This window comes from Mycoplasma sp. 2261 (assembly GCF_053851575.1).
This window is the reverse complement of the sequence record NZ_JBSQAX010000005.1, coordinates 45,734-70,949: the sequence shown is the minus strand read 5'-3', so window position 1 is coordinate 70,949 and position 25,216 is coordinate 45,734. Positions and strand designations below refer to the sequence as shown.

The following is a 25,216-nucleotide window of genomic DNA, read 5'->3' as shown; positions in this document are numbered from 1 at the left end:
CTTATTTAGTTATTAATATTGCTATTTGTCTAATAAAAATTTTTACTATAATTTTTATCTAATTATTTTTATAATTGATTCTTAACATAAACAAAAAAACATGATGCCAAGGCATCATGCTAGTGTATTTACATTTGGTGGAGATGCGGGGAATTGAACCCCGGTCCATACATTGTAATATTTCAATATCTACAGTTTATTCTATTTTTATGCTAAACCAGTTTTAATTAAAATAGAAAAAAAATTAAAAGGGTGTCAGTTTATTTGAGTCATTCAGCCCTTAACTGAAACAGTACTGAATCAAGCCCAACACAACAAAATTCTTAAATGCGGGCCACATTATAAGATTTTGACCAGATTTTAATTAAGCAAATACTGGATTTAATTGACGATTCATAACGTTTGTCATGAAGTAGTCTTTTTCTTTTTTGTTTTCTAAGTTTGCATTTAAAAAGCCTAGAAGTATTATGGTTTACAAGACCACTGCAATTGAAATACGTAAATATTTGTCGAAGCCATTACATCCCCGTTAATATATTTTTCTAAGGTTTCTTTTTAGCTCTTCTTGTTTAATTTTTTCACGTTTATCGTATTTTTTTAATCTTTTAGCCAGAGCAATTTCAACTTTTATATAATTATTCACTCAATAAATCGAAAGGGGAACCATTATTAAGCCTAATCTATCAATTAAATTACTTATTCTCAAAATTTCTTTTTTATGCATCAATAATTTTCTTGATCTATCCAATTCGCCCTTAACTAGCATATATTGAGAAATATACAAATTATTAATCCAAACCTCATTTTTGTTGCTAATAGAGCAAAAAGCATTATCTATTTTTGCATTTTGTGCCCTCAAACTTTTTACCTCTCAACCAAGTAATGAAATTCCTGCTTCATAAGTACTATGAATCTCATAATCAAATTTAGCAAATTTATTTTTTATAATTAACTTTGGCATAAATAATATTATAAGATCAAAAAAAGAAATATTAACACAAAGACGCATTAATATTTCCCTTTTCTCTTTCAATTCCAATAATTTTTATTTTATAATTATGGCCAACCTTGAATAAAAGGCGGTCGCCTTTAGCTTCATAATTGGAAATTTTTATAACATTATCATTCAAATCTTCAAATCTTATTAAAACACTTGTTTGATATTCGTTAATATTAAAAAATACTCCAAATTTTTCAATAGAAACGGCCGTAGAAACAAATGTCTTATTGATTAGTGATTCAAAATATTCAGCTTTTCTAATATCAACAATGTCTCTTTCAACAGTCATTGCCGTTCTTTCACTTTCAGAATTCATAAGCGCAATTTGCTCAATTTTACTAGATTCCTCCGAAAACTGTTCATCGCTATTTTTTTTACGAGCAAACAAATATTTCTTAATTAAACGATGCAATAATAGATCAGGATATCTTCTTATTGGTGAGGTAAAATGTGAATAATATTTAGAAGCAAGACCAAAATGACCGATATTTTTAGATGAATATACTGCTTTTTGCATTGTTCTAAGAAAAGCATTTTTTATATAATCATCCAATCCCTTTTCTTTTAATTTATTTACCATTTTTGAAAAACTTAATGGGTTTCCATCAAAAGGTACCAATATATTATTTAAATGTGCAAATTTAATAAGCTCTTGAAGCTCAAAAAGCTTATCATCAGATGGTTTATCATGAACACGATATATTGAAGGGATATGGTTTTCAAACATCATTTCCGCTATTGTTTCATTTGCTCTAACCATAAAATCTTCAATCATATTTTCACTTTCGCCATCCTCTCTTATTTTGATGTCTACTACTTTATTATTTTCTATAATTAACTTTGGTTCCTTAATTTCAAAATTAACATAACCTTCTTTGATCTTATATTGTCGAATAATTTTTGATATTCTTTGCGAATCATCCATTAATTTTTTTAATTCTAATGATACATTTATCTTTTTATTAAAATAATCATTCACTTCATTATAAGTTAGGCGATAATTAGAATTAATTACACTTTCATAAATATCTTTTTTAACATTATTACCTTCTTTATCTATTTCTAACTCAAGTGTAATAGTACATCTATCGACATTAGGGTTTAATGAACAAATTCCATTAGATAATTCATAAGGTAACATAGGTATAACCTCACCTGGCAAATAAATTGATGTACCTCGAAGCAATGCCTCACTATCAATTTTGCTTCCTTCTTTTACATAATAAGAAACATCCGCAATATGAATATAAAGTTTTGTATTACCATTAGGTAACACAAAACATGATATTGCATCATCAAAATCCTTTGTATCTAGACCATCAATAGTAACAGTTAATAAACTGCGTAAATCTTTTCGTTGTTTAATTTCATGATCACTAACAGATGTAGGCATATTGGAAGCTTCTAGAAGAACACTATCATTGAATTTCTGGCTAACTTCATTTTCTGCGAGAATTTTAGCAAATGGAAATTCAAAAGAATTAATATTTGTAATAATTCTATTAAACTTAATAGCAATATTTTTTTCATTTGGTTCTAAAACAAAAACCTCAGCAACATCATCTCTATTTATATTTTTAGGTATATTCATTAAATTAAAAATCTCAAACTTTCCTTTATCTCGATCATTTGATGCTTCGAAATAAATCTTCCCATTATGCGATCTTAAGAAATTTCCTATCAAAATATTTTTTTTATGTTTTAATAGTTTTGTAATTTTTGCCTTATATAACAATTCATTTTGATCGTTATAATAATAGAAAATTTTGGCCTCTATTAAATCACCATCAAGTAGATTTCTTGTTTCAAATGGAAATAAAATTGCAGATTTTTTCTTCAATTCATCATTAGCGTCAATAAAATCAATAAAACCTAATCTTTTATTAGTTATTGCAACAATATCTTCGACCATTGTAAGATAAAAAATAGGAATATAGGAACCATCCCTCTTGTATTCGATTTTTTCGTTTTCTTCCAATTTTTTAAGTATTAATGATAAATCAGTATTTAATGATGGATGTATGTTTAATTTTTTTACAATTTCCAAAAAACTTAAACCTTGTGGATGAGATTGAATGAATTTTAATATCTCAACTGAGTCTAATTTTTTAAAATTTTTAAAAAATTTATTGTTCATTATATGTAAGTTTTAACCTTGCTGTCAAACAACGCGCAAAATAATTGCAAATATAAACATTAAAATACCTAAGGAAATCATCGACCATTTAAGAACTTTTTTAATTCCGCGTTCTTTTGAAATTTTAAATAGGTCAAGATCATTGCTACCAACAAGTGCACCGCTAAAACTATTAGAATCTGGGGCCATCATAAACGATATTCCTATAATACCTAAGGATATTATTAAAAGAATTACAACTAATGCTCATACCATAATATTATTTTCTCCTAACTTTTAATTTCTATCCCATACTCAGCAAGTTGATCTTTTGCTAATTCTGATGGCGCTGAGGTAAGTAAATCTACACCTTTTGCGTTTTTTGGAAAAGCAATAACATCCCTTATGGATAATGATTTAGTTAAAATCATTAAAACTCTTTCAATACCAAATGCAATGCCACAATGCGGTGGTAGGCCGTATTCAAATGATTTTAAGAAGAAGCCAAATCTTGATTGTTGTTCTTTTTTTGATATTTTTAAAATATCAAAAATCATTTTTTGAATATTGAGATCATGAATTCTAATCGATCCAGAACCTAGCTCAAAACCGTTTAAAACTAAATCATATGATTTAGCTCTAACCTTATTAAACTCATCATTTTTCAAATAATGAACAGTAGATTCATCAAATTGAGTAAACGGATGATGTGCAGGAGCATAAGAATTAGTTTCCTTATCAAATTCAAACATTGGCCAATTAACTATTCACAAAAAGTTTAATTTATTTGGATCTGCTAACTTATATAGCTCATTCAATAGCGTTCTTATTGCACCCAAGGCTTTTAAAACATTTTCTTCATCGTTACCGGCCGATATTAAAGCGATCGGGTTTGATAAATGAGTTGACTCTTTTTTTGTTGCAAGGTGTTTGCTAACTTCACATGATGGACAAGTTAAATCTAATGTTTCAAAAAACTCGCCACCATTCTTATAAAAAATTTCATTAATTATATCAATATGCTCATTAACATCCCGGTCAAATATTATACCCTTTACATATTTCATTCCGAATTTATCACTCAATTCCTCTGAATAATCTTGAATTAAATATGGATATCTTGTGTCGGGTTTATCGTTTCCATAATGTTTCATTGAGTATTCGAAATCCATTCGTGGAAATTTTGTTTCAATATTATAGCCTAATTTTCCCAGAACTTCTGCTCACATTTCCTCACATAATGCAAAGATTTCTTCCTCCGAGCCAAAAGACATTTCAATATCTAATTGAGTAAATTCTGGTTGTCGATCCTTTCTTAAATCCTCGTCTCTAAAAACTCTTGCTAGTTGAAAATATTTTTCAACACCTCCAGCCATCAATAATTGTTTAAATAATTGGGGTGATTGAGGTAGTGCAAAAAACCTTCCTTTTTTTCTTGTTGGCACCAGGTAATCTCTTGCGCCTTCTGGAGTTGATTTAGCTAAAATAGGTGTTTCAACCTCAATAAAACCTTTCTTATCGAAAAAATTTCTAATATAAAGCGATAATTTATGTCTAATTTTAAGATTGTTCAATACTTTTTTATTTCGAATATCCAAAAATCTATATTCTAGACGTAAATCCTCATTTGCAGAATTATTCTTATCATCTTCAATATCAAAAGGGATTTGTTTAGATGAATTAAGAATTTGATATTCATTAACTAAAACTTCAATTTCACCTGTTTTTAAGTTTGCATTAGCATCAAGGCGCTTCTTAACGATACCATTAACCTTAATGCAACTTTCTTTGGTTAAAAGTGGGTCAGAAATATTAACAAACACCAATTGAATGATACCGCTAGAATCTCTCAAATCAACAAACATTTGATTCTTAAATTTTCTCTTAGTCGCCACTCAACCAAACAGTTCCACACTATTACCTATATTATTTATATCTAAATCTGCACAATATATTTTTTTCATTTTATATTACATCCTTTATTATCTCTTGAAATTGTTTGATGTCATGGTATTTATGAATAATTTCAATATCTTTAATTTTTATTTTTATTTCTTGATGTTTTGAATTTAATTCCTTAAATATGAGCATTCTAGGTTTTAATTGATAATTTAATTTAAAAAGTTGTTTAACTGAGCATTTTTCATTAATGAATTCAATGTTGTACTCTTTTCTTAAATCATAAGCGATTTTTAATATTTCATCTTTTTCGTGATCATTTATATAACCTATAAGAATATCTAAATCTTCTTTTATCTCTTCGTATTTGTCAATGTTATAAGCAATTATGTTAGATATTCTATCAACGCCGAAAGCGAACCCGATCGATCCGATCATAGGGCCGCCGAAAGATTCAACCATTCCATCATATCTGCCACCAGCAAGAATTGTTGATTTCGAACCAAGAGCCTTCGAATCTGAAACAAATTCAAAGACAATATCTGTATAATAGTCCAATCCTCGCACTAAATATGGATTAACCTTATATCTAATATTAAATTTATCTAGCAAAATTAACAACTCATTAAATTCCTGCTTTTCATTATAACTTAAGAAATCAAGTAATTTAGGAGCATTCATTACAAATTCTTTTTTATTTTCCTCTTTATCATCAAGAATTCTAAGGGGATTTTTTTCTAATCTAATTTTTGAAATTTCACTTAGTTGATCTCTGTATTTTAAAAAGTAATCCTTTAAGTATGCAATATATTTATTTCTGCTTTCAATGCTACCAAGATTATTAATTTCTAAAATAGAATCATTTATTTTTAAATCATTTAAGAAATCATTAGCAAATTTAATTGCCTCAAAATTAGAGAGAACTGATTTCTTTTCGATTAATTCAATTCCACCTTGAATAAATTGTCTATATCTACCCTTCTGTGGTCGCTCATATCTAAACATAGGACCAAAGTAAAATAATTTTGCCTTTGTAAAATTATTTATCTTATTTTCGATATATGCTCTAATAACTGATGCTGTGCCTTCAGGCCTTAAGCTAATAGTTCTATTGCCGTTATCGCGAAAAACATACATTTCTTTTGTTACAATGTCACTAGTTTCACCAGCTGCTCTTATAAAAAGATTATAGTCTTCAATAATTGGTGTTTCAATAAATTGGAAATTATATTTTTTGCTTATTCCCTCAAAAGTCTTACGAATAAAATTTAGTATTTTAGCCTCTTTATTATAAATATCCTGTGTGCCTTTTAATCTTTTGAACATATATTCCTCACTAAATTACATCGAAAAATCATTAATACCAATAAAGGTTTGCTCTTGGATTTTTTCTGTTTTTCAAAAATCATTTTCAATTCTTTTGTGTTTATTTTTATATCTTAAATTAATTAAATGTTCTAATAGTCTTGGAATAATAAACATGTTTAAATATCAAGTAAATAACAATGCTAATTGAAGTGAAAATATTGCATTAAACGATACACTCACAAGCAAGAATGGAGCTGATGATAATAATACAAATCCCAAAATAACATTAAATGTTTGAATAGTAAAGGTATCACTTATTAATATTTTGATAATATTATGAACCTGGGTTGGATTATAAATAAAGTTCTTGGTATTAGTATCTTTTAAAATTTCATCTTTTATGATTGATGAATTGATTACTGAATCAACAATATTGATAAACGAAACAAATAATAAACCGTCAAACACAAAATTATCAATTTTAGTTCTAAAGATAATGAATATCCCTAACACTAAACCAATCAAAAGAATTTGTTTTACTATAAAAATAACTGCTGATTGCATTGAATATCTAACTGTGATATATATGAATATGCAAATATTGGTTAATAGCATTAATAGAGAGATTCAGGCAGTTGAATACCCGATGCTGTTATTTCCTAAAGCATTAGAGCTAGTTACTAAAGTAACATCTGCATAATTCTTTGAATTAAATAACTTTAGCAATTCGTTGTTTATTAAATTGCTCATATCCATATTAGAATAAATTAATAGCGAATTTAATCCGTTTTCACTTGCTTTTACTTTCTCGATTAAAACACCTTCATTATGAGAAATAATAAAATTTTGCAATTCATTTAATATAGTAGTTTGTCCACTAATATCAACGCCATTTTTGAAATTTAAACCAACACTATAAATAAACTTAAATTTTAAATTAGAATCGACATTAAAACCTAATAATGCTGACTTTTGTATTCCAGAAAAGGAACCAAATATTAATATTGACACCATAAGAATAGCGATAATAGGAATAATAAGTAGTCTTACTTTAAAGAAATTATTAATCTTTAAAGTAAATTTATGTATTTTTTTATTTGCACTTAAAAGCAAATACTTCTTATTATCAAACGATTCGGTTTGAATTATAAGTCTAAACAATATGGTATTTAAACCAATAACAATAAAAGAAATTAACAAAGCGCCAATACCCATTAACGCACCAATAGTTGAAGAATGATTAATATTTAAATAGAAAGCCAAAATGGCCCCAATGCCTATAACAGCTACTACATCAAGTCCAGATATCAATGACCTTTTTGTCGCCTTATTTATAGCTTTGTTAGTATTCGAACCTTCCTTAATTTCCTTTGCAAAGATGTGCAATTTTCTAATTAATAAACTAAATGCAATAAATAGTAACATAATTGCTGTTAGTCCAATTATTGAATTTATAACTACACCAAAAGCAGTTATGATTGATAAAAATACAAATATCAAGAATGCCAACGTAACACTAGCAGTTACACCAAGTAGTCTGTACTTTATTAATAAAAATAGTGACATAACGGCTCACATAACAACTATAGCAATGATATATGAATCAAATTGTCTATATGATTTAGTAATAAAATAAGAAGTTTGTTTTTCTAATTTAAATGGTGTATATGAGAAATTAATTAAAGAAGTTAATTGTTTATTTGAATAACCATTAGAAATATTATTAATTAAGTAAAATATTGAATCACGTTTTTTTGATGAAATCAATGAAATAGGAGATATTGCAGAAATTAAATATCTTTGGGCATTAATTGAATATTTTAAGCTTGGTTTTAACGTCTTTAATACTTTTCCGTCCTTATCGCGTGTAACATCATCACCTGCTTTATTATTGGCATATGCATAATTAACAGGATTATTTTTTGCTCTATCTCAATTTTCTCTATCATTTTGAATGGCATTTTGAATGAATTCATCCAAATTTAACCAAAAGTATACTTTTGAGCTAGGGTCATCTTGACCTTGTCCTTGTTGTTGAAAACCTCTTATAAAATAATCATATGCAAGGTGTGTAAATTGATCTCATGCATAACTATTCAATTTAATTTGAATTCTATCTGCATAACCCTCAGGTATTTTATCACTTGCGGGATTTGGATCTAAATCCATGTTAAAATTTTGAGACCCTTCATCAATGAGCTCTTTCAACCCGTGAAATGAGCTTTCATTACCTTGATATCTACCTTTATAAAATAATGGATTACCATTATGATCGGTAATTGTTAAATTAGGTTTTTTAATTAATGAGTCTAAAAGCTGTTTTTGGGATTTATCATCAGTTGCTGACAAATCTTTTACTTCAATAAGATTATTAGACAATAAATTAACATCATAGTTAGAAGTTAATTTATCACCTTTTTCTTGAAGGTACTGCTTTACAATATCTGCAATTTTATTTGGTTGTAATTCGTTTTTAGAACTTGTTTGGTTGCTATTTTTTTGAATTTTTAAAACTGTTTTAGTTCCGATAATTTCATTATTAGTACGATTAAATTTATTCAATGTTGGTGTTAAATAAAAAATAGAACCAAAAATAAATGCTAACAACATCCCAATAAATATAAAAATACTAAAAACTCATTTTATTGCAGGGCTAATTTTATTTTTTTTATTCATAGGTACAATTATATAATAATTGTTATATTTTGAATATATTTTAATAGTTATAAAGTTTTAAATATAAAAAACATAAAAACTTATTAGTTATTTATTAATTGATTTTAGATATTCAATTCCGTCGCTGGTTATTCTTCGACCCCTAACAGTTTTTTCAACGAACTTTTTTACTAAAAGAATAGGCTCTAAATCATTAATTATTGTTACCTTATCATCTTTTAAAATTGAACTTATAGTATCTAAAGAAGCACTTTTATTTTTAAATACATTTTTTAAAATACTCAAATATTCAACCTGAAAAATATTTAATCCCCCGGGATATATATCTAGATACTCAAATGATTCCTTTACCAAACTTGCTTCTATTTGATTTAAGTTTCGAAATAATGCAAAGTCATAAACTCTTTTTAATAAGTTGTTAGCAATCCTTGGAGTAGATCGACAGTTTCTTGCTATTTCCTCAATTGCATCTGGTGCGATTATAATGTTATTTCTATTGGCTGAATTACTGATTATCTCTTTAATTTCTTCGTTACTATAGGGCAATAATTTTCCGATATATCCAAATCTATCTTTTAGTGGATTTGATACTAAATTAAATTTTGTAGTAGCCCCTATTAATGAGAACTTATTTAAATTTAATCTCATTATTTTCATATCACCTTCAACACCAACAGGCAAATCAATAACATAATCTTCAATGGCAGAGTATAATAATTCCTCAATATTCTTATTTATACCATGAATTTCGTCAATAAACAGAATATCATTTTCACGCAACGAAGAAAACAAAGTTAATATATCACTTTTCTTTTGAATTAGGGGCCCTTGCACATAAATGATGTTACTTTTAGTCTCATTAGCAATTATTTGAGCTAAGGTAGTTTTACCTAATCCTGGTGGCCCGTAAAATAATAAATGGTCAATAGGCCTTTTTTGTTTTAGTGCTGAGTTTATCATCACTTTTAAAGTAGATGTAATCTTATTTTGCCCAATAAAATTATCAAAACTTTTTATTCTAAATTCTTGCTTCATTTTGTTTTTGACTAATTATTTTAATTGCATTTTCAACAGATTCTTCAATATTGTTCGTTAATTCCATATTATCAAGAGCAAGTCTGATCTGATTATTTTTGAATCCTAACATTTTCATTGTTTCTTCAAATTCTTTTAAAACTGTGTTGTTTTTTGAAACTTTATTGAATTTTTGCATTTCTTCATCACTCATCTTTGAAATAAATTTAATATATTTATCCTTTAAGGTCAACAAAATTGCATTAGCAATCTTTGGCGATACATAAGGTACCTTTATTAACTCTTCTTTATTAGAGTTTGCAATATAATTAATAATATTTTCTCAACCTGAATTTAATATTGAAATAGCAGTTTTAGGGCCTAATCCTTGCAATGAAATTAAATCCTCAAAAACTACCATTTCTTTAAAATTGTCAAATCCATATGTCACCCTAGAATATTCATTGTTTATTTCAGATATAAATATTTTTCTCACCTCCCCTGCTTTAAATCTACTCATTTGTGGCGCATAAATAAGTTCACCTCTACCATTGTGGTCTAAAATAAAATAATTTGTATTTGTGTGTACAATTTTTCCGTATAAATAAATTGTCATTTTTTTCTTCCTCCTGAATTCAAATATAAGTGCGAAATTTTAAAAATCATCGACTTTAAGAAAAAATAGGGAAATTTTTTAGAAAAAATAAAAATTGATAAAATTTTATTTATGAAAAATGTAATAGTAAATATAGAAATTCCTAAAAATTCAAATATTAAATATGAGTATGATCGAAAAACCAAAAAAATAAAAGTTGATAGAATTTTGCGTGAGGGTTTTAGATATCCAGCAAACTATGGTTACCTTTCAGAAGCGCTTGATTGAGATGGCGATGAACTAGATGTCTTAGTTTATTCACCTGAAATTTTTATGCCTGGTGTCTCAGTTGAAGCTAGAATTATTGGAGCAATGAAAATGATTGATTCAGGTGAAACTGATACTAAATTAATCGCTGTTCATGCTGATGATTATCGTCTTGATCACATTAAATCATTAGATGACTTGGATAAAATGTGACTACATTCAGTAGAAATATTCTTTAAAAACTATAAATTCTTCAAAGGCCCAAATATTACCAGCATAACTGGATTTGAAGATGCAAAATGAGCGCAAAATGAATATAATGAATGTGTTGAATTAATGCAAAAATACGGCTCTCTTACTAAAGAGGAATTCATTAAAAAAATGAAAGAATTACACCCAGATAAATATCTATAAAATGTAGCATTGCTAAAAATGCTACATTTTTTTTGAAACTTTAAAATTTTTTTATATTTATAAATATAAAATGTTTTTTCAGTTTCATAGATTCCTATAATTCCTAAAAAAAATATTAAAATAATGGTGAAAGGTAAAAAATGAGACAAAGATTTAAAAATATCCTTATTATAAGACCAATATTATTAAAACTATTAAAGGATTTTGTGGGTTTAAAAAATGAAAATGGCAGTTTTAGATTAGAATTAGACATTACTAGACTTGAACTGGAATTATCCAAAAAAATTGCAAATTTTGAAGAACTTAGATTGCAAAGATTAGAAATTACGAGCGGATCGAAACAATTAGTTATAAAACTAATTAAAAGTCTAAGTCAATTGGACCGTTCAATATTACTAACAATTTTATTCAAAGACGATCTAAGCAACATAACTTGAAAAACCTTCAATATATCAAAATCCACATTCTATCGAAGATTAAAATTTATCGAAAGTTTATTATATTGATGTTTATTCGATTAATAAAATAGTCAAATAAAGCTTATTTGCAAAGATAGCAAATATGGCTTTTATTTATTTTGGCAAAAAATGAGAACAAAATATTTTTTTATGTAATAAAAGATTTCAAAAGTTTCATTTATTAGCATAAAGTAAAAAATAATGGTGTACTTATTATGCCCATGAGAGAGGCATAGAGAGGATTTAATGCTACCAATTTATAATTATTCAAACATTGAACACCAAAAAGAAGTTGTTGAATATAAAGAGAAAATTAGTGCAACTGTCAGAACATACAATGTCGAAGATAGATGAAATTTAGACATCGGACTTACAAAAGATCAAAAATGTAAAATATTAATTTTAAGAAACCTAAAAGAGAATACATGAATTATTGAATTCACGATTCCTAAATCAGCATATGAGAATTCAAGAATTAAAATTTTGCAATTAAATAATAAGGATCTTGAAGTGCAAGATCTAGAGAAATTAGAAAATGAACGGATAAAATTTCGCATTTCAAAATATGCAGACAAAAGCGAAATAAAATTCGAAGATTTAAAGGAACTAAAGGTTAGTTTTTATAACAGGTGAAGAGCTAATTTTTATAACAAGCTTTCTTTTGTTATTAATTTCAAAATAGAAAATAATGTTGTTGATTTTAATAATATTAATGTTAAAGAAAAAGATTTGAAGTTTGAGCTAATTGAATCTATAAAAATTACCTTCGATGGCGAGACTGGGGAATATACAAACATTTTTGAAAATAATGTTGCTTATGCTAATAACCTAATTTACAATATGAAGTTTTTTAACCTAAAACAAAATAATTTTTTAGAAAAAGCAATGCAACAAACGATTGAATTAAAGAGTCCAGATCAATATTACATTCCTAAAAGGCAATATCAGTTAGAATTTTTAAATAGTATCTCTATTGAAGAAGGCAATAGATTTATTACTGCTGAATTAATACCAAGAAAAACCGAAATAAACAAGTTCAAGTACACAATAGATTACTATATAAATAATAAAAATAGTTGAAATAGTAAAAAGAAAGAATTTATTAGTTCCAAAACAGACGGACTTATAGGCTATCATATTTCACCAACATTTAAAGGTAATGTTAAATTAGAATTTCAACTAAATCAAAACATCATAAATAATATTAGCAAAATTAAATATTATGACCATTTTGACAAAAAACTTTTTGATTCCAACGAGGGATTAATCAAGCTTTTTTGTCAAGTTGTAAAGACAACTGATGAATATCAAAATTTATATTATTCAAATTGAAAAAAACACATAAAAACTTCATAAATTTTTTAAAATTTAGGTTCGAATTAATAAAGGCCTAAATTTTAATTTAACATTATGCCTATATATTAACTAAATTTAAAAAAATTTATATAACGTTCATTAATTAAAAATTAATATTTCAATCTAGTTATAAAAAAATAAATTTTATTTAAACTTTGGGCCTCTTGGAATTAACTTTCTTTTATGGCTTGTTTTTTTATGAAAATACTCAATTTTAGTTGAAATATCACTACTTATTAAAGTGTTATCCATAATATATTTTTCGAAATCATCATATGAAAAGCCAAGTTCATCTTCATCATATTGATCATTAAGCAAATTAGCAGAAGGCCTCTTATCCAAAATTTCTGTTGGTGTATTTAATAGTTTAGCCATTTCATAAATATCAAATTTAAATATATTTGCAAATGGTAATAAATCGCAACCACCATCACCTCATTTGGTAAAATATCCTAAATAATATTCATCAAAATTGTCTGTACCCAATACCAATGAGTTATTTTGTTGTGCTTTGGTATATAAAACATTCATAAAATATCGTGATTTAGTGTTGGCTTTTATTCAATCCTCCTTTAAATTAAACTTATCAGAAAAATCGTTAAATTCCTTTGTTAAATCAATTGTTTCAATCTTATTTTCAACAACTAAATTTAACTTCTTGATGTGCATTTCATTAATATCATCTGCCCTTGTTTTTAAATAATAAAAATGAGCATCTTTTTTAAAAACTTGATAACTAATAATTGCCAAGGTTGAACTATCAATGCCGCCAGAAATCCCAAGGACAACCCCACTAGCATTAGCTTTTTTCACCTTATTTCTTATCCAATTTTGAATTTTTTTAATCATTATCAAGTATTTATTGTTTAAGTTTTTTTTATCATTATAATTATTTAATTCATTTTTTTTCATAGTAATTATTCTATTATTAATTTAGATTTTATAAATGTTTTTAAATTAATATTAATTTATTAATTTATAATTTAGATATTTTTATTATAACAATATAAAGCAAATATAATTAATAAACAATATTTTAAGGAGTTAAATTATGATAAATGTTAATGACCTAAAACCGGGTGTAACCTTTAAATTAGACGGTAATATTTATGTTGTTTTAGAAGCACAGCACTCAAAACAAGGAAGAGGCCAAGCCAATGTTAAAGCAAAGGCAAAAGATCTAAGAACCGGATCGATAACTGTAAAATCTTTTACTGGTGGTGAAAAAGTAGAAAAAGCAATGATTGATAAGGTCTCAATGGACTATCTATACAATGCAGGAGATAACATTGTGCTAATGGACCAAGAAACATTCGAACAAATAGAAATACCTGTATCAACAATAAAATGAGAAGTCAATTTTTTAAAAGAAGGTATGAAAGTTATTGTTAGAAAATATGAATCAGAAGTTTTGGATATTGAATTACCAGCTAATGTTGGATTAGTAGTAACAGAAGCACCAGATGCAGTTAAAGGAAACACGGCTCAAGCCGCCCAAAAGAAAGTTACTTTGGAAACCGGTTATGTAGTCGAAACTCCTCTATTCATCAAAGAAGGAGAAACAATTTTGGTTTCAACTGAAACTGGTAAATATGTAGGAAGAGCATAATGAGCAATTTTATCTCAGTCAACACAAGAATGAATTTTGACTTCAAGGTTGAAGAACATGTTATTTATCAAGCAATAAATCAATTCTTTGAGTCTCAAGACTCAATAATTCTTACAAAAAAACCTATTATTAATATAAAAAATAGCACAAATAATATTGAGATTTTTATTTCTTACAAGTTAAAAAAAGAAGCTATATTATCATTCGAAACTAAGAACGCAATATTCATGCTTGAACAAAGAATTTATTCATTAATCAATGTTAGACCAAACAATATTAACATTGTTTTTGAAGGAATTGAAAATGTTTAAAAATAGAAGAATTAATAATTTAGCTATTGATAATATCAAAATTAATTCATTAGCCCAGATAGCAAATACTAAAAATCCAAATGTAGCAATTAATATTAGCGCTGCAAAGATTTTTCATGCACTCTTTGCTTTTCATTATAAATTTGATATAAATAATCCCCAGTGAATATCTAGAGATAGATTCATTCTTTCGTGTCCGGATGTAAATACCACCTATTACACAATTTTATATTTAATGAATCTTATTACGAAGGAAGAAATTGAAAGCATTAATAAACCAAGTTGCAAATATCATAACTATTTAAAACGCAATAACAAACTTGGTATTGACTTTTCATCAGGCAAACATGGTTGTGGTATTGCAGAGGCTGTTGGTATTGCGGTTGCTGAGGCCTTTTTATCAAGTAATTTTTCTGAAATAAATCACTTTACATATGTTTTCGCTTCAAGCAAAGATCTAGAAACAAGCATTGCGACTGAAGCTCTACAATATGCAGGATCAATCAAACTAAATAAACTAATTGTGCTATATGATTCAAACACATTATTAAATAACTTTAATTCTAAAAAGAATAGTAATGACATTAGAAAAACATATGAATCATATGGATTTAATTATATTATTTTAAAGGATGCTAATTACAAATCTATTGCAAACGCAATATCGAAAGCTAAGAAAGCAAAAAAACCAACACTTATCGAAATCAAAAGTTCAATTGTTGAATTAGCAGTTAATAATTTTAACAACTACTACAATAATAAATATTATTTAACAGTAGATGAAATTGAGGAATTCAAAGAAACAACTAACTTCAAGCGTGGTGACTTTTTTGAGAAATATCAAGAAGTGGTAGATGAGTATAAGAAAGTTATTAATTATAATAACGATTTATTTAATAAATGAACTGCTTCAGATAAATTAATTGAATTCTTGGGAGAAGATCTAAAAGAAAATGTAAATGATAACTTTATATCAAATTCAGGCGATATCTACTCTAATATGGTTGTTATCTTAAATAATATATTTGATAAATACAAAAACGCTTTCCTACTTTCTTCTTCGCTAGATCCAATAACAAGAATTAAATCAACTAACGGAGTTTTTGATTTTAACAACAAAGATGGCCGTTCTTTACTATTAGGATTAAAAAACGAGGCAATGAGTTTAATTGCAAATGGTATATTTGGACACTCAAATTTTAAACCAATAATAATTGACTCCTTATCAAATACAGACAAGTTAATTCAAGGAATCAAAAAATCTGTTAGTGATAACCTAAAGGTATTATATATTCTAAAAAATGACTTAAATTCTGTTGAAAACTCTAATATTTATTACCAAAATGAGGAACAAATAGGTATTTTATTGCAAATTCCTAATATAAAAATTTTATATCCTGGCGATCTTAATGAATTGATGGGCTCTATTGAATATTACCTTAATAAATTTAATGGTCCCGTAATCATTATAGCCAATTTTCATAGCAATTGAAATTGTGAAAAAACTTCAAAATACAAATTTCTATCAGGGTCTTATCATGTACTAAAAAATGATTCAAAATATAGCCTTTTAGCCAAAGGCAACGATCTCCAGATTGCATTCAAAATTGCTAATAAACATAACTTGAATTTAATTTCAATATCAAATGATGAAAATATTGCAAAATTAAATTATGATAAAAAAACGGCTATAACATTCACAAAAGATATTTCTGAAGGTTGAATGAAATATGCTAAATATAACCTCAACATAAATAACTCAAACAACAAAATTAAATCAGATTTTAATTATATTGAAAAAAATATAAAATTAATCATTAATAACAAAAGCTAGGTTCTTATATATCTTACCTAGCTTTTTTTAATTTTTTTAAACCATTCCAACTCAGAGGCCGTAATATGCCTATGTTCTCCAACTCTTAAACCATCATCTGTAATAACTCCATATCTTTTTCTGTGTAATTTTTTAACAAAATTATTAACTAATAAAAAGAGATTTTTCACATGATGATTTCTACCTTCTTTAAGAACTATAGAGTAGGTTAAATCTTTGATATGTTTTATTGTTTGTTTAGAAAAAACACCATTAAGTTTTACAAAATTAGAGTTTAAAAAATTTAAATCTTTTTCACTCATTGGCTTTTCCAATGTTGCAATGTATTCTCTTTCTATATTAGATGAAGGATGGGCCAAAATATTAGCAAAATTGCCATCGTTAGAAATAATTATTACTCCTGTTGTATTAAAATCAAGCCTTCCAATTGAATAGCAATATTTATCCATTCCCATTCATTCATAAATAGTTTTTCTGCCCTGCGGATCTCTTAAAGTGCAAATGGTGTTTCGAGGTTTATTAAGTAATATATAAAATTTTTTATCACTTCTTTCGATGATCTCGCCATCTATTTTAATAACAGCCTCAGCATCAACTCTCTGACCAATTTTTGCAACTTGACCATCAACTAATACTCTTTTTTGCATAATCATTTTTTCGGCCTCGCGTCGCGAACAAAAACCAAAATCCGAAATCATTTTTTGCAATTTAACCTTGTTTTCCATAATTAACAAACCCTTCAAATAACACGTTAAAAAAAATATATTTATATTATAAATATTTTGCGTTCATAGTTTCTTTTTTATTTATCTTTTTGATTTATCTAATTTAATTAAAGCAGGAGGAAAAATGTTGGAAAACAAAATTAAAAATCTTAAAAGTATGAGTTTGCAAAGAAAACGAGCTTTTATAATTGATTTTTGCCTAAATCAAAAACTTAAAAGAATACAAAACAACATGAAAGATACTAAGAATGTAGGATTGTTAGATTTTTTCATAAGTTCGCTAAGTGAGGACTATAAAAAAATCTTCATTAATGATTTCATTACAGTAGAGGGTGATTCGTCGTGATATCTTGAAAACTGATCTAAAAATGCTTATTATAAGAAATTAAATTATTTAGTAGACCTATTTATAGATTATGTTTATTGCTTTTAATGAAACCCCCAAACTTCATTCATTAGAAAATAAGCAAGAACAGTGAATGGAAGAATATATCATAAATGCAAAACAAAGAAAATATTTAGAAAACTGAAATAGTTTCAATGAATTAACCACAATTAAAATCAGACGCATTATAAGAAGCGATAAATTCATTATTACATTTGAGCATAAAAATCCATTAAAAGAAATAGAGGCCATAAGAGTTAATGGACTAATTAATAATAAAATAATAGAATTCAAGCCAAAATATGAATATAATAGTGGGCATTTTATACTAACTTATAATAGTGATAATGATTCTAAAAATAAATTGGAATTTAATGACATAGCAAATATCAATTTTGAAATTGAATATAAGGTGAAAAATTTATGATATCAAGCAAAAGCATTTACCTATTGAATTAAAAACAATCCAAGATCTAAAAATATAAATCTAAATAATACGAAGGCCATAAATGTATTAAGTGAAATTGAAATAAAATCACTACCAGACCGCATTAATAAGAACATAATTAACCATAAATTCAAAACAAAATATTTGAATTTATTCTTTAATACCAACAATTTAAAACAAGGAATTCATAACATCAAACTATTATCACTAAAAATTGCCAAAAGCGATCAAGAGACTAATGAAGAATACATTCTAGATAATAGCGATATTTATGATTTAACATTTTCATCTGCAAACATTTATGACTACGCAAAAAATAAGTATGATACTAAGCTTAGCTATCATAATTTTAATAATGCAGACTTAGTTATAGATACATATTCTTATTATGATAAATTTTCAGATACTGTTATGGTAAATAATCAAAACCTTAATGCAAAATTAGGGATTCTAATACCATTAAAATACAAGGGAACATATGGTTATGAAATTAACCTTGATATAGGCAAAAATTTAAAGTCCTTCAAAATGAGTTATTCGCAAGAAATTGAAAAACCTTTTTTTGATATCAACAATGGATTAATAAGAATGAATACAAGATCAATTAAAGGTTGACTTACAGATGAAAAATGGCACAAAATTAAATACGATAATTTTGCGGACGTAATCAAAATGGCAAACTCTTTGCAATCAATAGAACAAATAGGAGGTAAATAATGAGTGAAAAAAGTAAAAAATTATTATTATGAACATCATTAACAATAGCGATTGGTGGTTGTGCTGGGTTGGCGACAGCATTTGTAGTATTACAACAAAAAAACAAAGAAAAAGAAAGTAGCCAAGTCGATACTATTCAAAAAGAAAAATTAAACGACAAAACTAATAAACTATCAATTAAAAAAAGCCAACAACAAAAAGATTTAAAAAATAAAGAGAATGAATTAGAACAAAATGACCATAAAGAAGATTCATACATAGAACCACAGGAAAAGAAAAATATTAATTGAAATGATGTTTTCCCTAATATAAAGAGCAGTGACTATTATGACAAATTAAACTATAGAAACGGGCAGGCTTGAATTGATGAAGACATGATAGTTTATATCATAAAAGACATCATAAATAGAATGCTTGTAACTGAAGGCGAAGTTGAATATGCTTACAAACAAATTGATGACCAAAATTTGTTAATAACTTTTAAATGGAGCAGTGAAAAAGAAAAAAGTGTTGTAACATACAAGATAAATACAAATAAGTTATAATAATATTTATGAATTTTAAAGAATTAGTATTTAACGAACTTAAAAAACATACAAAAAAAATTTTTAATAACGAAACATTAATTAAGGATCTTGATATCGATAGTTTAGATCTGGTTCTATTAGTTTCAGATATTGAAGTAAAACTAAAAATAGAAATAAAAGACGAAGAACTAATAAAATTAAAAACCATTGGTGATATTATTTACATAATAGAGCAAAAATATACAAAATAGAAAAAAAATGTATAATATTCTATGAGCGTTTCTTATACGGGTATAGTTCAATGGTAGAACAACGGGCTTCAACCCCGTGTGTTGTGAGTTCGAGTCTTGCTACCCGTGCCATATCATTAATAAATGTTTTAATAGAACAACTAAGGTTGTTCTATTTTTCTACAAAAAGCAAAATAAAAGCCAATTGAATTGGCTTTTGGCAATTAAACATATGGTGCCGTCAACTGGAATTGAACCAGCGACCCCTTCCTTACCATGGAAGTGCTCTGCCCCTGAGCTATGACGGCAATATTTAATACGCTAATAATTATATAAAAAAATGCATATTATTTTTAATAAATTTGACGCAAATTATAGTAATTTAAAATATACTTTTATTACTATGGAAAAAACAATGTATGAATCTCTATGCTCAATAAAGAAGCAATTCCTGGAATTAGAGCAAAAACTAAACGATCCTGAAATCTATAACAACATCAAACAATACACAAAAATATCTAAAGAAAAAGCAAGCATTGAAGATATCTATGTATCATTCAAAAAATACCAAGATATTGAAGAACTATACTTATTATCAAAAGATATTATTAACAATGAAAAAGATGCTGAATTGATTGAATTAGCAAGAAATGATATTAATAGACAAATAGAACAGATGCATGAACTTGAAGAAACAATAAAAGAATTACTATTGCCAGTTGATGAAAACGATGAAAGAGATGTTATTGTGGAAATTCGCGGGGCTGCTGGCGGCGATGAGGCCAATATTTTTTCAGGCGATTTGTTTAGAATGTACCAAAAATTTTGTGAAGAAATGGGATTTAAAATAAAAATTATTGATTACACATACGGTTCAGCAGGTGGATATAGTCAGATAGTTTTTAGTATAAAGGGTGAAAAAGTGTTTTCAAAAATGAAATTTGAAAGAGGAGTTCATCGAGTCCAAAGAGTACCATTAACTGAAACACAGGGAAGAGTTCATACTTCAACAGCGACAGTTACGGTTTTACCTGAAGTAGATGATGACGTTCATATCGAAATTAAGCCTGATGAAATCGAGATTGATGTGTTTAGATCTTCAGGAGCAGGAGGCCAGTCAGTTAACACAACGGACTCTGCAGTTAGAATTACACACAAACCATCTGGAATAGTAGTTACATCACAGGATGAAAGAAGTCAAATCCAAAATAAAGAAACTGCTTTAAAAGTATTAAAAAGTAGACTTTATGAACTAGAAGTTCAAAAACGCGAAGAAGAAGAAAGTGGACTTCGAAAACTTGCGGGTACTGGGGAAAGAAGTGAAAAAATTAGAACTTACAACTATCCACAAGATCGGGTTACAGATCATAGAATCGGGTTTTCAACTTCCTTAAAAATAGTTATGGAAGGTGATTTGAAAAAAATTATTGAGGCGCTAATTGCTGATGAAAAAGCTCACAAAATAAAAGAAGCAGGTTTATAATGATTAAAAAAGAGGTATTGCTACAAGAAAAAAGAAGATATGAGCTACCTCTTTTTGTTTCAAAAAAGGAAGAAAAATTATTAAAAAAGGACTATCCGGTACAAAAAATTATCGGATATCAAACAATGCAAAATATCCACATCGATATTAGATATAATGTATTAATTCCACGATACGAAACAGAAGAGGTTATCATCGAATCATATAATTACATTAGCAAATATTCTGATGTCCTAGATTTATGCTGCGGTTCAGGTTTTATTGGTCTTGCTATTTGCAAAAATATAGGATGTAATGTAACATTATCAGATATTTCAAGACAAGCAATCAAACAAACTAAATTAAATGCAAAAATTAATAATCTATCAAAATACAATATTATAAGAAGTAATTTATTTAAAAAAATAAACAAAAAATTTGATTTAATTATCTCCAATCCACCCTATTTAAATAAGAAACATTTATTTTCTTCTTCTTTAAAATGAGAACCAAAGCAAGCGCTATTTGCCAAGGATAATGGATTATTTTTTTATAAAAAAATTACAAAAGAGGCACCGAATTTCTTAAAAAATAATGGTTACTTAATTCTTGAAATTGATGATTATGCTAAAGAATGAATTGAAAAGGAATATTCTAATGTTACATTTAAAAAAGATATTAATAAAAATTTTAGAATTGCAATTCTAAAATATGATGACCTTAAAAAATAGCACTCTAATTAAAAATGTGCTAAAATTTTATTATTATGATGAATAAAAGAGACTATTATGAAGTTTTAGGCATAAATAAAAGTGCGACCGAAAAGGAAATCAAAGCTGCCTACCGTAAATTGGCAATGCAATATCATCCAGACAAAAACAAAAATGCTGATGCTGAAGAAAAATTTAAAGAAATATCAGAAGCATATGAAATTTTATCAGACACAAATAAAAGAGCAAAATATGATAAATTTGGTCATAACGCCTTTGATGCTAATGGATATCAATTCGGGGATTCGGAGGATATTTTCCGTAGTTTTTTTGAGGGTTTTGGCGGAGGTTTTTCTGGTGCTGATATCTTTGGGGATATTTTTGGATCATTTTCAAATTTTGATGAATCAAACCATCAAAGAGGTCAAGATCTACAACTAATATTAAACATTGATTTTGAAGATGCACTATATGGAAAAACAATTGATCTTAACCTAGATAAATATGATGTTTGCGGTCATTGTAAGGGCAGCGGTGCAGACACCCCTTCTGATGTAATTTTATGTAATAATTGCCATGGTTCTGGAAAAATACAACAAAGAGTTGCAATATTTACTACCATAAAGCCATGTCCAGTATGTTTAGGATTGGGCAAGAAAATAAATAAGATATGCCATCAATGCCACGGCAAAAAAACAGTAAATTCAAAGACTATTCAAAAGATAAATATTCCGGTAGGGATTGAGGATGGGGATACAATTAGAATTGTTGGCTTTGGGAAACCTTCATCAAACGGAAATAATATTGGAGATTTATATATAGTATTCGCTATTAAACCTAGCAAAAAATACAAAAAAATAAATAATGATCTTTACATTGAAATGCCTTTATCAATTAAGAGCTTATTACTCGAAGAGGAAATTAATGTTCCAACACCATACGGAACAAAAAAAATTAAGTTAGACCATAGCATTAAAATAAATGAACCATTTAAAATCAAAAATTGCGGATACCCATATAAAAATTCTAGTTCCAAGGGCGATTTATTCATTAAATTTGATTTATATGTTCCTAAATTAAGCAAGAGCGATAATTCTCAAATTAAGGAAATATTTAAAAATACAAGTGATACAAAACGAGAAGAATGATTAAAAAAATTCTAATCGTTTTTTTAATTCGTTTTTTAAAATAAAATTGTGCTATTATTTTTGATAACATTTTAAAATATTTTACTCAGAAGAGAGGCTTAGCTTATGTCAGAAAAAATAATGATTGTCGAATCACCAAATAAAATTAAAACAATTCAAAAAATTGTTGGTGATCAAATTAAAGTTATTGCTAGTTCAGGGCATATTTTAAAAATGGCAACATCAGGCACAAATAATCTTGGAATAGATTTCGAAAATTGAGAACCAGAGATGATTCCTGATCCAATGAAAAAGTCAACCATTTCAGATTTAAAAAAAGCAACTAAAAATGCTAGCGAAGTTCTAATTGCAACTGACCCCGATCGCGAAGGCGAAGCAATAGCAAGTAATCTAATTTCAACCTTAAAATTAAAAGATAAATACAAAAGAATAAGATATAATGAAATTACAGATGAAGCAATAAAATTAGCAGTTGAAAATCCTTCTGAAATAGACGAAAACCTTGTAAGAGCACAAAAGTCAAGAAGGATGCTAGATAGAATTATAGGCTTTAGACTATCACAATTAATGATGCAAAAAGTAAAAAATGCTCCTACTAACCCTTCGGCAGGAAGAGTGCAATCCATTGCTTTAAAACTAGTTTGTGATCGTGAGCGCGAAATTGAAACATTTGATCCAATAATTTATTCAAAAATTGAAGCAATTATAGATAATGATGTCAACATTCCTTTGTACTTAAAAAAAGACAAAAAATATGAAGATAATACTTGGTTAACCAATGAACAAGGTGAAAAAATACTTTTTGAATTATTAAATAGCAACTATGAACTAATTGTTGATGACATCAATGTTTCTAAACGCAAGGAATCGGCTTATACACCTTTTAAACAATCAGTTTTATACAAGGAAGCAAAACACAATTCCCAGGCAGTGCAATCATCAGCCCAAAAACTTTTTGAAAACGGGTTAATTTCATACCCCAGAACTGATTCAACTAGATTAAGTGAAACATTTGTTAAAAAAGCTCGTAAATACATAACTGAACAATATGGTAGCCAATATGTAGCTAAAGAAATAAAAGGTTTTTCTGGCGCTCAAGATGCTCACGAAGCAATTAGACCCACATACATTGAATTAACACCAGAATTAGCATTACAAAAGTATAATCTTAACAATATCGATTTTGAAATATATAAGATGATTTATGATAAAACAATAATGTCACTAATGAGCTGTCCTGAAAAAGAAATTGTAAGATTTAATTTACATAACGGGAACAATAATTTTAGAATGTCGTATAGTAGAATACTTTTTGACGGTTATTATATTTATTCAGGCAAAGAGTCATTAATTAATATTCCAAATATTAAAATTGGCGATATCATCAAGGCAAAAGATTTTATTAAAGAGGACAAAAAAACATTACCGCCTGCACGTTATAGTGAAGGTTCATTAATTAAAAAACTTGATGATATTAAAGTTGGAAGGCCTTCAACATTTGCTTCAACAATAAAAGTATTAAAACAAAGAATATTTGTTGAACCAATTGACGGACATCTAGTACCCACAGAATTCGGAAAGGTTGTTCTTGAAAAACTTTTAACAAGTTTCCCAAGAACTATTAATGAAGAATATACAGCTAAGGTTGAGGAAAAATTAGACTTAATTTCAGAAGGAAAAGAAGAATACAAAACTTTAATGAAAAAATTCTGAGATAGTTTCAATGAACGCTATGAAGATATAAAGGATCAATTAAATGTTACCATTTTGGAGCCAGCCAAACCTAATGAAAGCTGCCCTTTATGCAATGCAGAACTCGTTTATCGCTATACAAAACTAACTAAACAAAAATTTATTGGTTGCTCTGCTTTCCCTAAATGCAATTTTATTAAGAACATTGATAATCCTGTAAAAAAATTCTACAGAAGAAAAAAAGCAAAAAAATAATAAAATACATAAGTTCGTAAAATACTATGTATTTTATTTTTATTTTATTTAAAAAAAATA

At 27.1% G+C, this 25,216-nt stretch carries 24 protein-coding genes, 2 tRNA genes and 1 other RNA gene; 15 read left to right on the top strand and 12 right to left on the bottom strand.

Translation table 4 applies throughout. The annotated features are described in order from the left end of the window. Positions 1-135: 135 nt before the first annotated feature. The 9 genes from ssrA to ruvA all read right to left on the bottom strand — a co-directional run bounded on the left by ssrA (position 136) and on the right by ruvA (position 10,629). Positions 136-528, bottom strand: a transfer-messenger RNA (tmRNA) gene (ssrA, locus tag ACWXVM_RS01735). Between the two features lies 1 nt (position 529). Further along, a complete protein-coding gene (smpB, locus tag ACWXVM_RS01730) occupies positions 530-961 on the bottom strand; it encodes an SsrA-binding protein SmpB (RefSeq protein WP_455966273.1) in 432 nt (143 codons plus the stop codon). 31 nt (positions 962-992) lie between these two features. Next, the gene (locus ACWXVM_RS01725) at positions 993-3,137 is read right to left on the bottom strand and encodes a ribonuclease R family protein (protein WP_455994012.1); all 2,145 of its coding nucleotides are present in this window, start codon (positions 3,135-3,137) and stop codon (positions 993-995) included. 12 nt (positions 3,138-3,149) lie between these two features. Continuing rightward, positions 3,150-3,392 (bottom strand): preprotein translocase subunit SecG, encoded by a 243-nt coding sequence (gene secG / locus ACWXVM_RS01720; RefSeq protein WP_438340809.1) that lies wholly within the window; start codon positions 3,390-3,392, stop codon positions 3,150-3,152. 14 nt (positions 3,393-3,406) lie between these two features. Then, a complete protein-coding gene (gene aspS / locus ACWXVM_RS01715; protein WP_455994010.1) occupies positions 3,407-5,080 on the bottom strand; it encodes an aspartate--tRNA ligase in 1,674 nt (557 codons plus the stop codon). A gap of 1 nt (position 5,081) precedes the next feature. Beyond that, on the bottom strand, positions 5,082-6,341 hold the full coding sequence (gene hisS / locus ACWXVM_RS01710) for a histidine--tRNA ligase (protein ID WP_438340807.1): 1,260 nt from the start codon (positions 6,339-6,341) through the stop codon (positions 5,082-5,084). 15 nt (positions 6,342-6,356) lie between these two features. Further along, on the bottom strand, positions 6,357-8,999 hold the full coding sequence (secDF, locus tag ACWXVM_RS01705; protein WP_455994008.1) for a protein translocase subunit SecDF: 2,643 nt from the start codon (positions 8,997-8,999) through the stop codon (positions 6,357-6,359). An 87-nt stretch (positions 9,000-9,086) separates the two neighbouring features. Continuing rightward, entirely contained in the window at positions 9,087-10,034 is a 948-nt protein-coding gene (ruvB, locus tag ACWXVM_RS01700) for a Holliday junction branch migration DNA helicase RuvB (RefSeq protein ID WP_438340805.1), read from the bottom strand. Beyond that, complete coding sequence (gene ruvA, locus ACWXVM_RS01695; protein ID WP_455994006.1) at positions 10,018-10,629, bottom strand: Holliday junction branch migration protein RuvA; 612 nt, start codon at positions 10,627-10,629, stop codon at positions 10,018-10,020. Before ruvA ends, ruvB begins: the two co-directional genes overlap by 17 nt. A gap of 111 nt (positions 10,630-10,740) precedes the next feature. On the opposite strand from ruvA, the gene ACWXVM_RS01690 reads away from it, so the two are divergent. From ACWXVM_RS01690 to ACWXVM_RS01680, 3 genes are all read left to right on the top strand, one after another. Then, positions 10,741-11,289, top strand: a complete 549-nt coding sequence (locus ACWXVM_RS01690; RefSeq protein WP_438340803.1) for an inorganic diphosphatase — start codon at positions 10,741-10,743, stop codon at positions 11,287-11,289. 140 nt (positions 11,290-11,429) lie between these two features. Next, positions 11,430-11,810: a hypothetical protein gene (locus ACWXVM_RS01685; protein ID WP_438340802.1), complete on the top strand. Its 381-nt coding sequence runs from the start codon at positions 11,430-11,432 to the stop codon at positions 11,808-11,810. Positions 11,811-11,993: 183 nt separating this feature from the next. Beyond that, complete coding sequence (locus tag ACWXVM_RS01680) at positions 11,994-13,103, top strand: MHO_1580 family protein (RefSeq protein ID WP_455994004.1); 1,110 nt, start codon at positions 11,994-11,996, stop codon at positions 13,101-13,103. 144 nt (positions 13,104-13,247) lie between these two features. On the opposite strand, the gene nadE is transcribed toward ACWXVM_RS01680, so the two are convergent. Then, positions 13,248-14,015, bottom strand: coding sequence for an NAD(+) synthase (gene nadE / locus ACWXVM_RS01675; protein WP_455994002.1), 768 nt, complete (start codon positions 14,013-14,015; stop codon positions 13,248-13,250). Between the two features lie 139 nt (positions 14,016-14,154). Between nadE and efp the strand changes: the two genes are divergently transcribed. Genes efp through ACWXVM_RS01660 form a run of 3 tightly spaced genes read left to right on the top strand, consistent with a single transcriptional unit; the run spans position 14,155 to position 16,857 of the window. Further along, positions 14,155-14,712, top strand: coding sequence for an elongation factor P (gene efp, locus ACWXVM_RS01670; RefSeq protein ID WP_438340799.1), 558 nt, complete (start codon positions 14,155-14,157; stop codon positions 14,710-14,712). Next, entirely contained in the window at positions 14,712-15,023 is a 312-nt protein-coding gene (locus ACWXVM_RS01665; RefSeq protein WP_438340798.1) for an MMB_0454 family protein, read from the top strand. The genes efp and ACWXVM_RS01665 overlap by 1 nt, the downstream gene beginning before the upstream one ends. Then, entirely contained in the window at positions 15,016-16,857 is a 1,842-nt protein-coding gene (locus tag ACWXVM_RS01660; RefSeq protein WP_455994000.1) for a hypothetical protein, read from the top strand. Before ACWXVM_RS01665 ends, ACWXVM_RS01660 begins: the two co-directional genes overlap by 8 nt. Positions 16,858-16,874: 17 nt before the next feature. Here ACWXVM_RS01660 and ACWXVM_RS01655 read toward each other — a convergent pair whose 3' ends face one another. Further along, positions 16,875-17,582, bottom strand: a complete 708-nt coding sequence (locus ACWXVM_RS01655; RefSeq protein WP_438340796.1) for a pseudouridine synthase — start codon at positions 17,580-17,582, stop codon at positions 16,875-16,877. Positions 17,583-17,706: 124 nt separating this feature from the next. On the opposite strand from ACWXVM_RS01655, the gene ACWXVM_RS01650 reads away from it, so the two are divergent. From ACWXVM_RS01650 to ACWXVM_RS01630, 5 genes are all read left to right on the top strand, one after another. Continuing rightward, a complete protein-coding gene (locus tag ACWXVM_RS01650) occupies positions 17,707-18,015 on the top strand; it encodes an MG284/MPN403 family protein (RefSeq protein ID WP_455993998.1) in 309 nt (102 codons plus the stop codon). Next, positions 17,999-19,132 (top strand): MHO_1580 family protein, encoded by a 1,134-nt coding sequence (locus tag ACWXVM_RS01645; protein ID WP_444705105.1) that lies wholly within the window; start codon positions 17,999-18,001, stop codon positions 19,130-19,132. Before ACWXVM_RS01650 ends, ACWXVM_RS01645 begins: the two co-directional genes overlap by 17 nt. After that, on the top strand, positions 19,132-19,677 hold the full coding sequence (locus ACWXVM_RS01640; protein WP_438340793.1) for an MHO_1590 family protein: 546 nt from the start codon (positions 19,132-19,134) through the stop codon (positions 19,675-19,677). Before ACWXVM_RS01645 ends, ACWXVM_RS01640 begins: the two co-directional genes overlap by 1 nt. Before the next feature lie 8 nt (positions 19,678-19,685). After that, positions 19,686-19,910, top strand: a complete 225-nt coding sequence (locus ACWXVM_RS01635) for a phosphopantetheine-binding protein (RefSeq protein WP_438340792.1) — start codon at positions 19,686-19,688, stop codon at positions 19,908-19,910. A gap of 36 nt (positions 19,911-19,946) precedes the next feature. Further along, a tRNA-Trp gene (locus tag ACWXVM_RS01630) sits at positions 19,947-20,021 on the top strand. A gap of 101 nt (positions 20,022-20,122) precedes the next feature. Here the strand turns inward: ACWXVM_RS01630 and ACWXVM_RS01625 are convergent. Continuing rightward, positions 20,123-20,197: transfer RNA gene (locus tag ACWXVM_RS01625), tRNA-Thr, on the bottom strand. Between the two features lie 95 nt (positions 20,198-20,292). On the opposite strand from ACWXVM_RS01625, the gene prfA reads away from it, so the two are divergent. The 4 genes from prfA to topA all read left to right on the top strand — a co-directional run bounded on the left by prfA (position 20,293) and on the right by topA (position 25,156). Beyond that, the gene (gene prfA / locus ACWXVM_RS01620; protein ID WP_444705103.1) at positions 20,293-21,372 is read left to right on the top strand and encodes a peptide chain release factor 1; all 1,080 of its coding nucleotides are present in this window, start codon (positions 20,293-20,295) and stop codon (positions 21,370-21,372) included. After that, positions 21,372-22,082: a peptide chain release factor N(5)-glutamine methyltransferase gene (locus tag ACWXVM_RS01615; RefSeq protein ID WP_438340790.1), complete on the top strand. Its 711-nt coding sequence runs from the start codon at positions 21,372-21,374 to the stop codon at positions 22,080-22,082. Before prfA ends, ACWXVM_RS01615 begins: the two co-directional genes overlap by 1 nt. Before the next feature lie 35 nt (positions 22,083-22,117). Then, entirely contained in the window at positions 22,118-23,224 is a 1,107-nt protein-coding gene (gene dnaJ, locus ACWXVM_RS01610; RefSeq protein ID WP_455993996.1) for a molecular chaperone DnaJ, read from the top strand. A gap of 90 nt (positions 23,225-23,314) precedes the next feature. Further along, on the top strand, positions 23,315-25,156 hold the full coding sequence (topA, locus tag ACWXVM_RS01605) for a type I DNA topoisomerase (protein ID WP_438340788.1): 1,842 nt from the start codon (positions 23,315-23,317) through the stop codon (positions 25,154-25,156). The last annotated feature ends 60 nt before the right edge of the window (positions 25,157-25,216 follow it).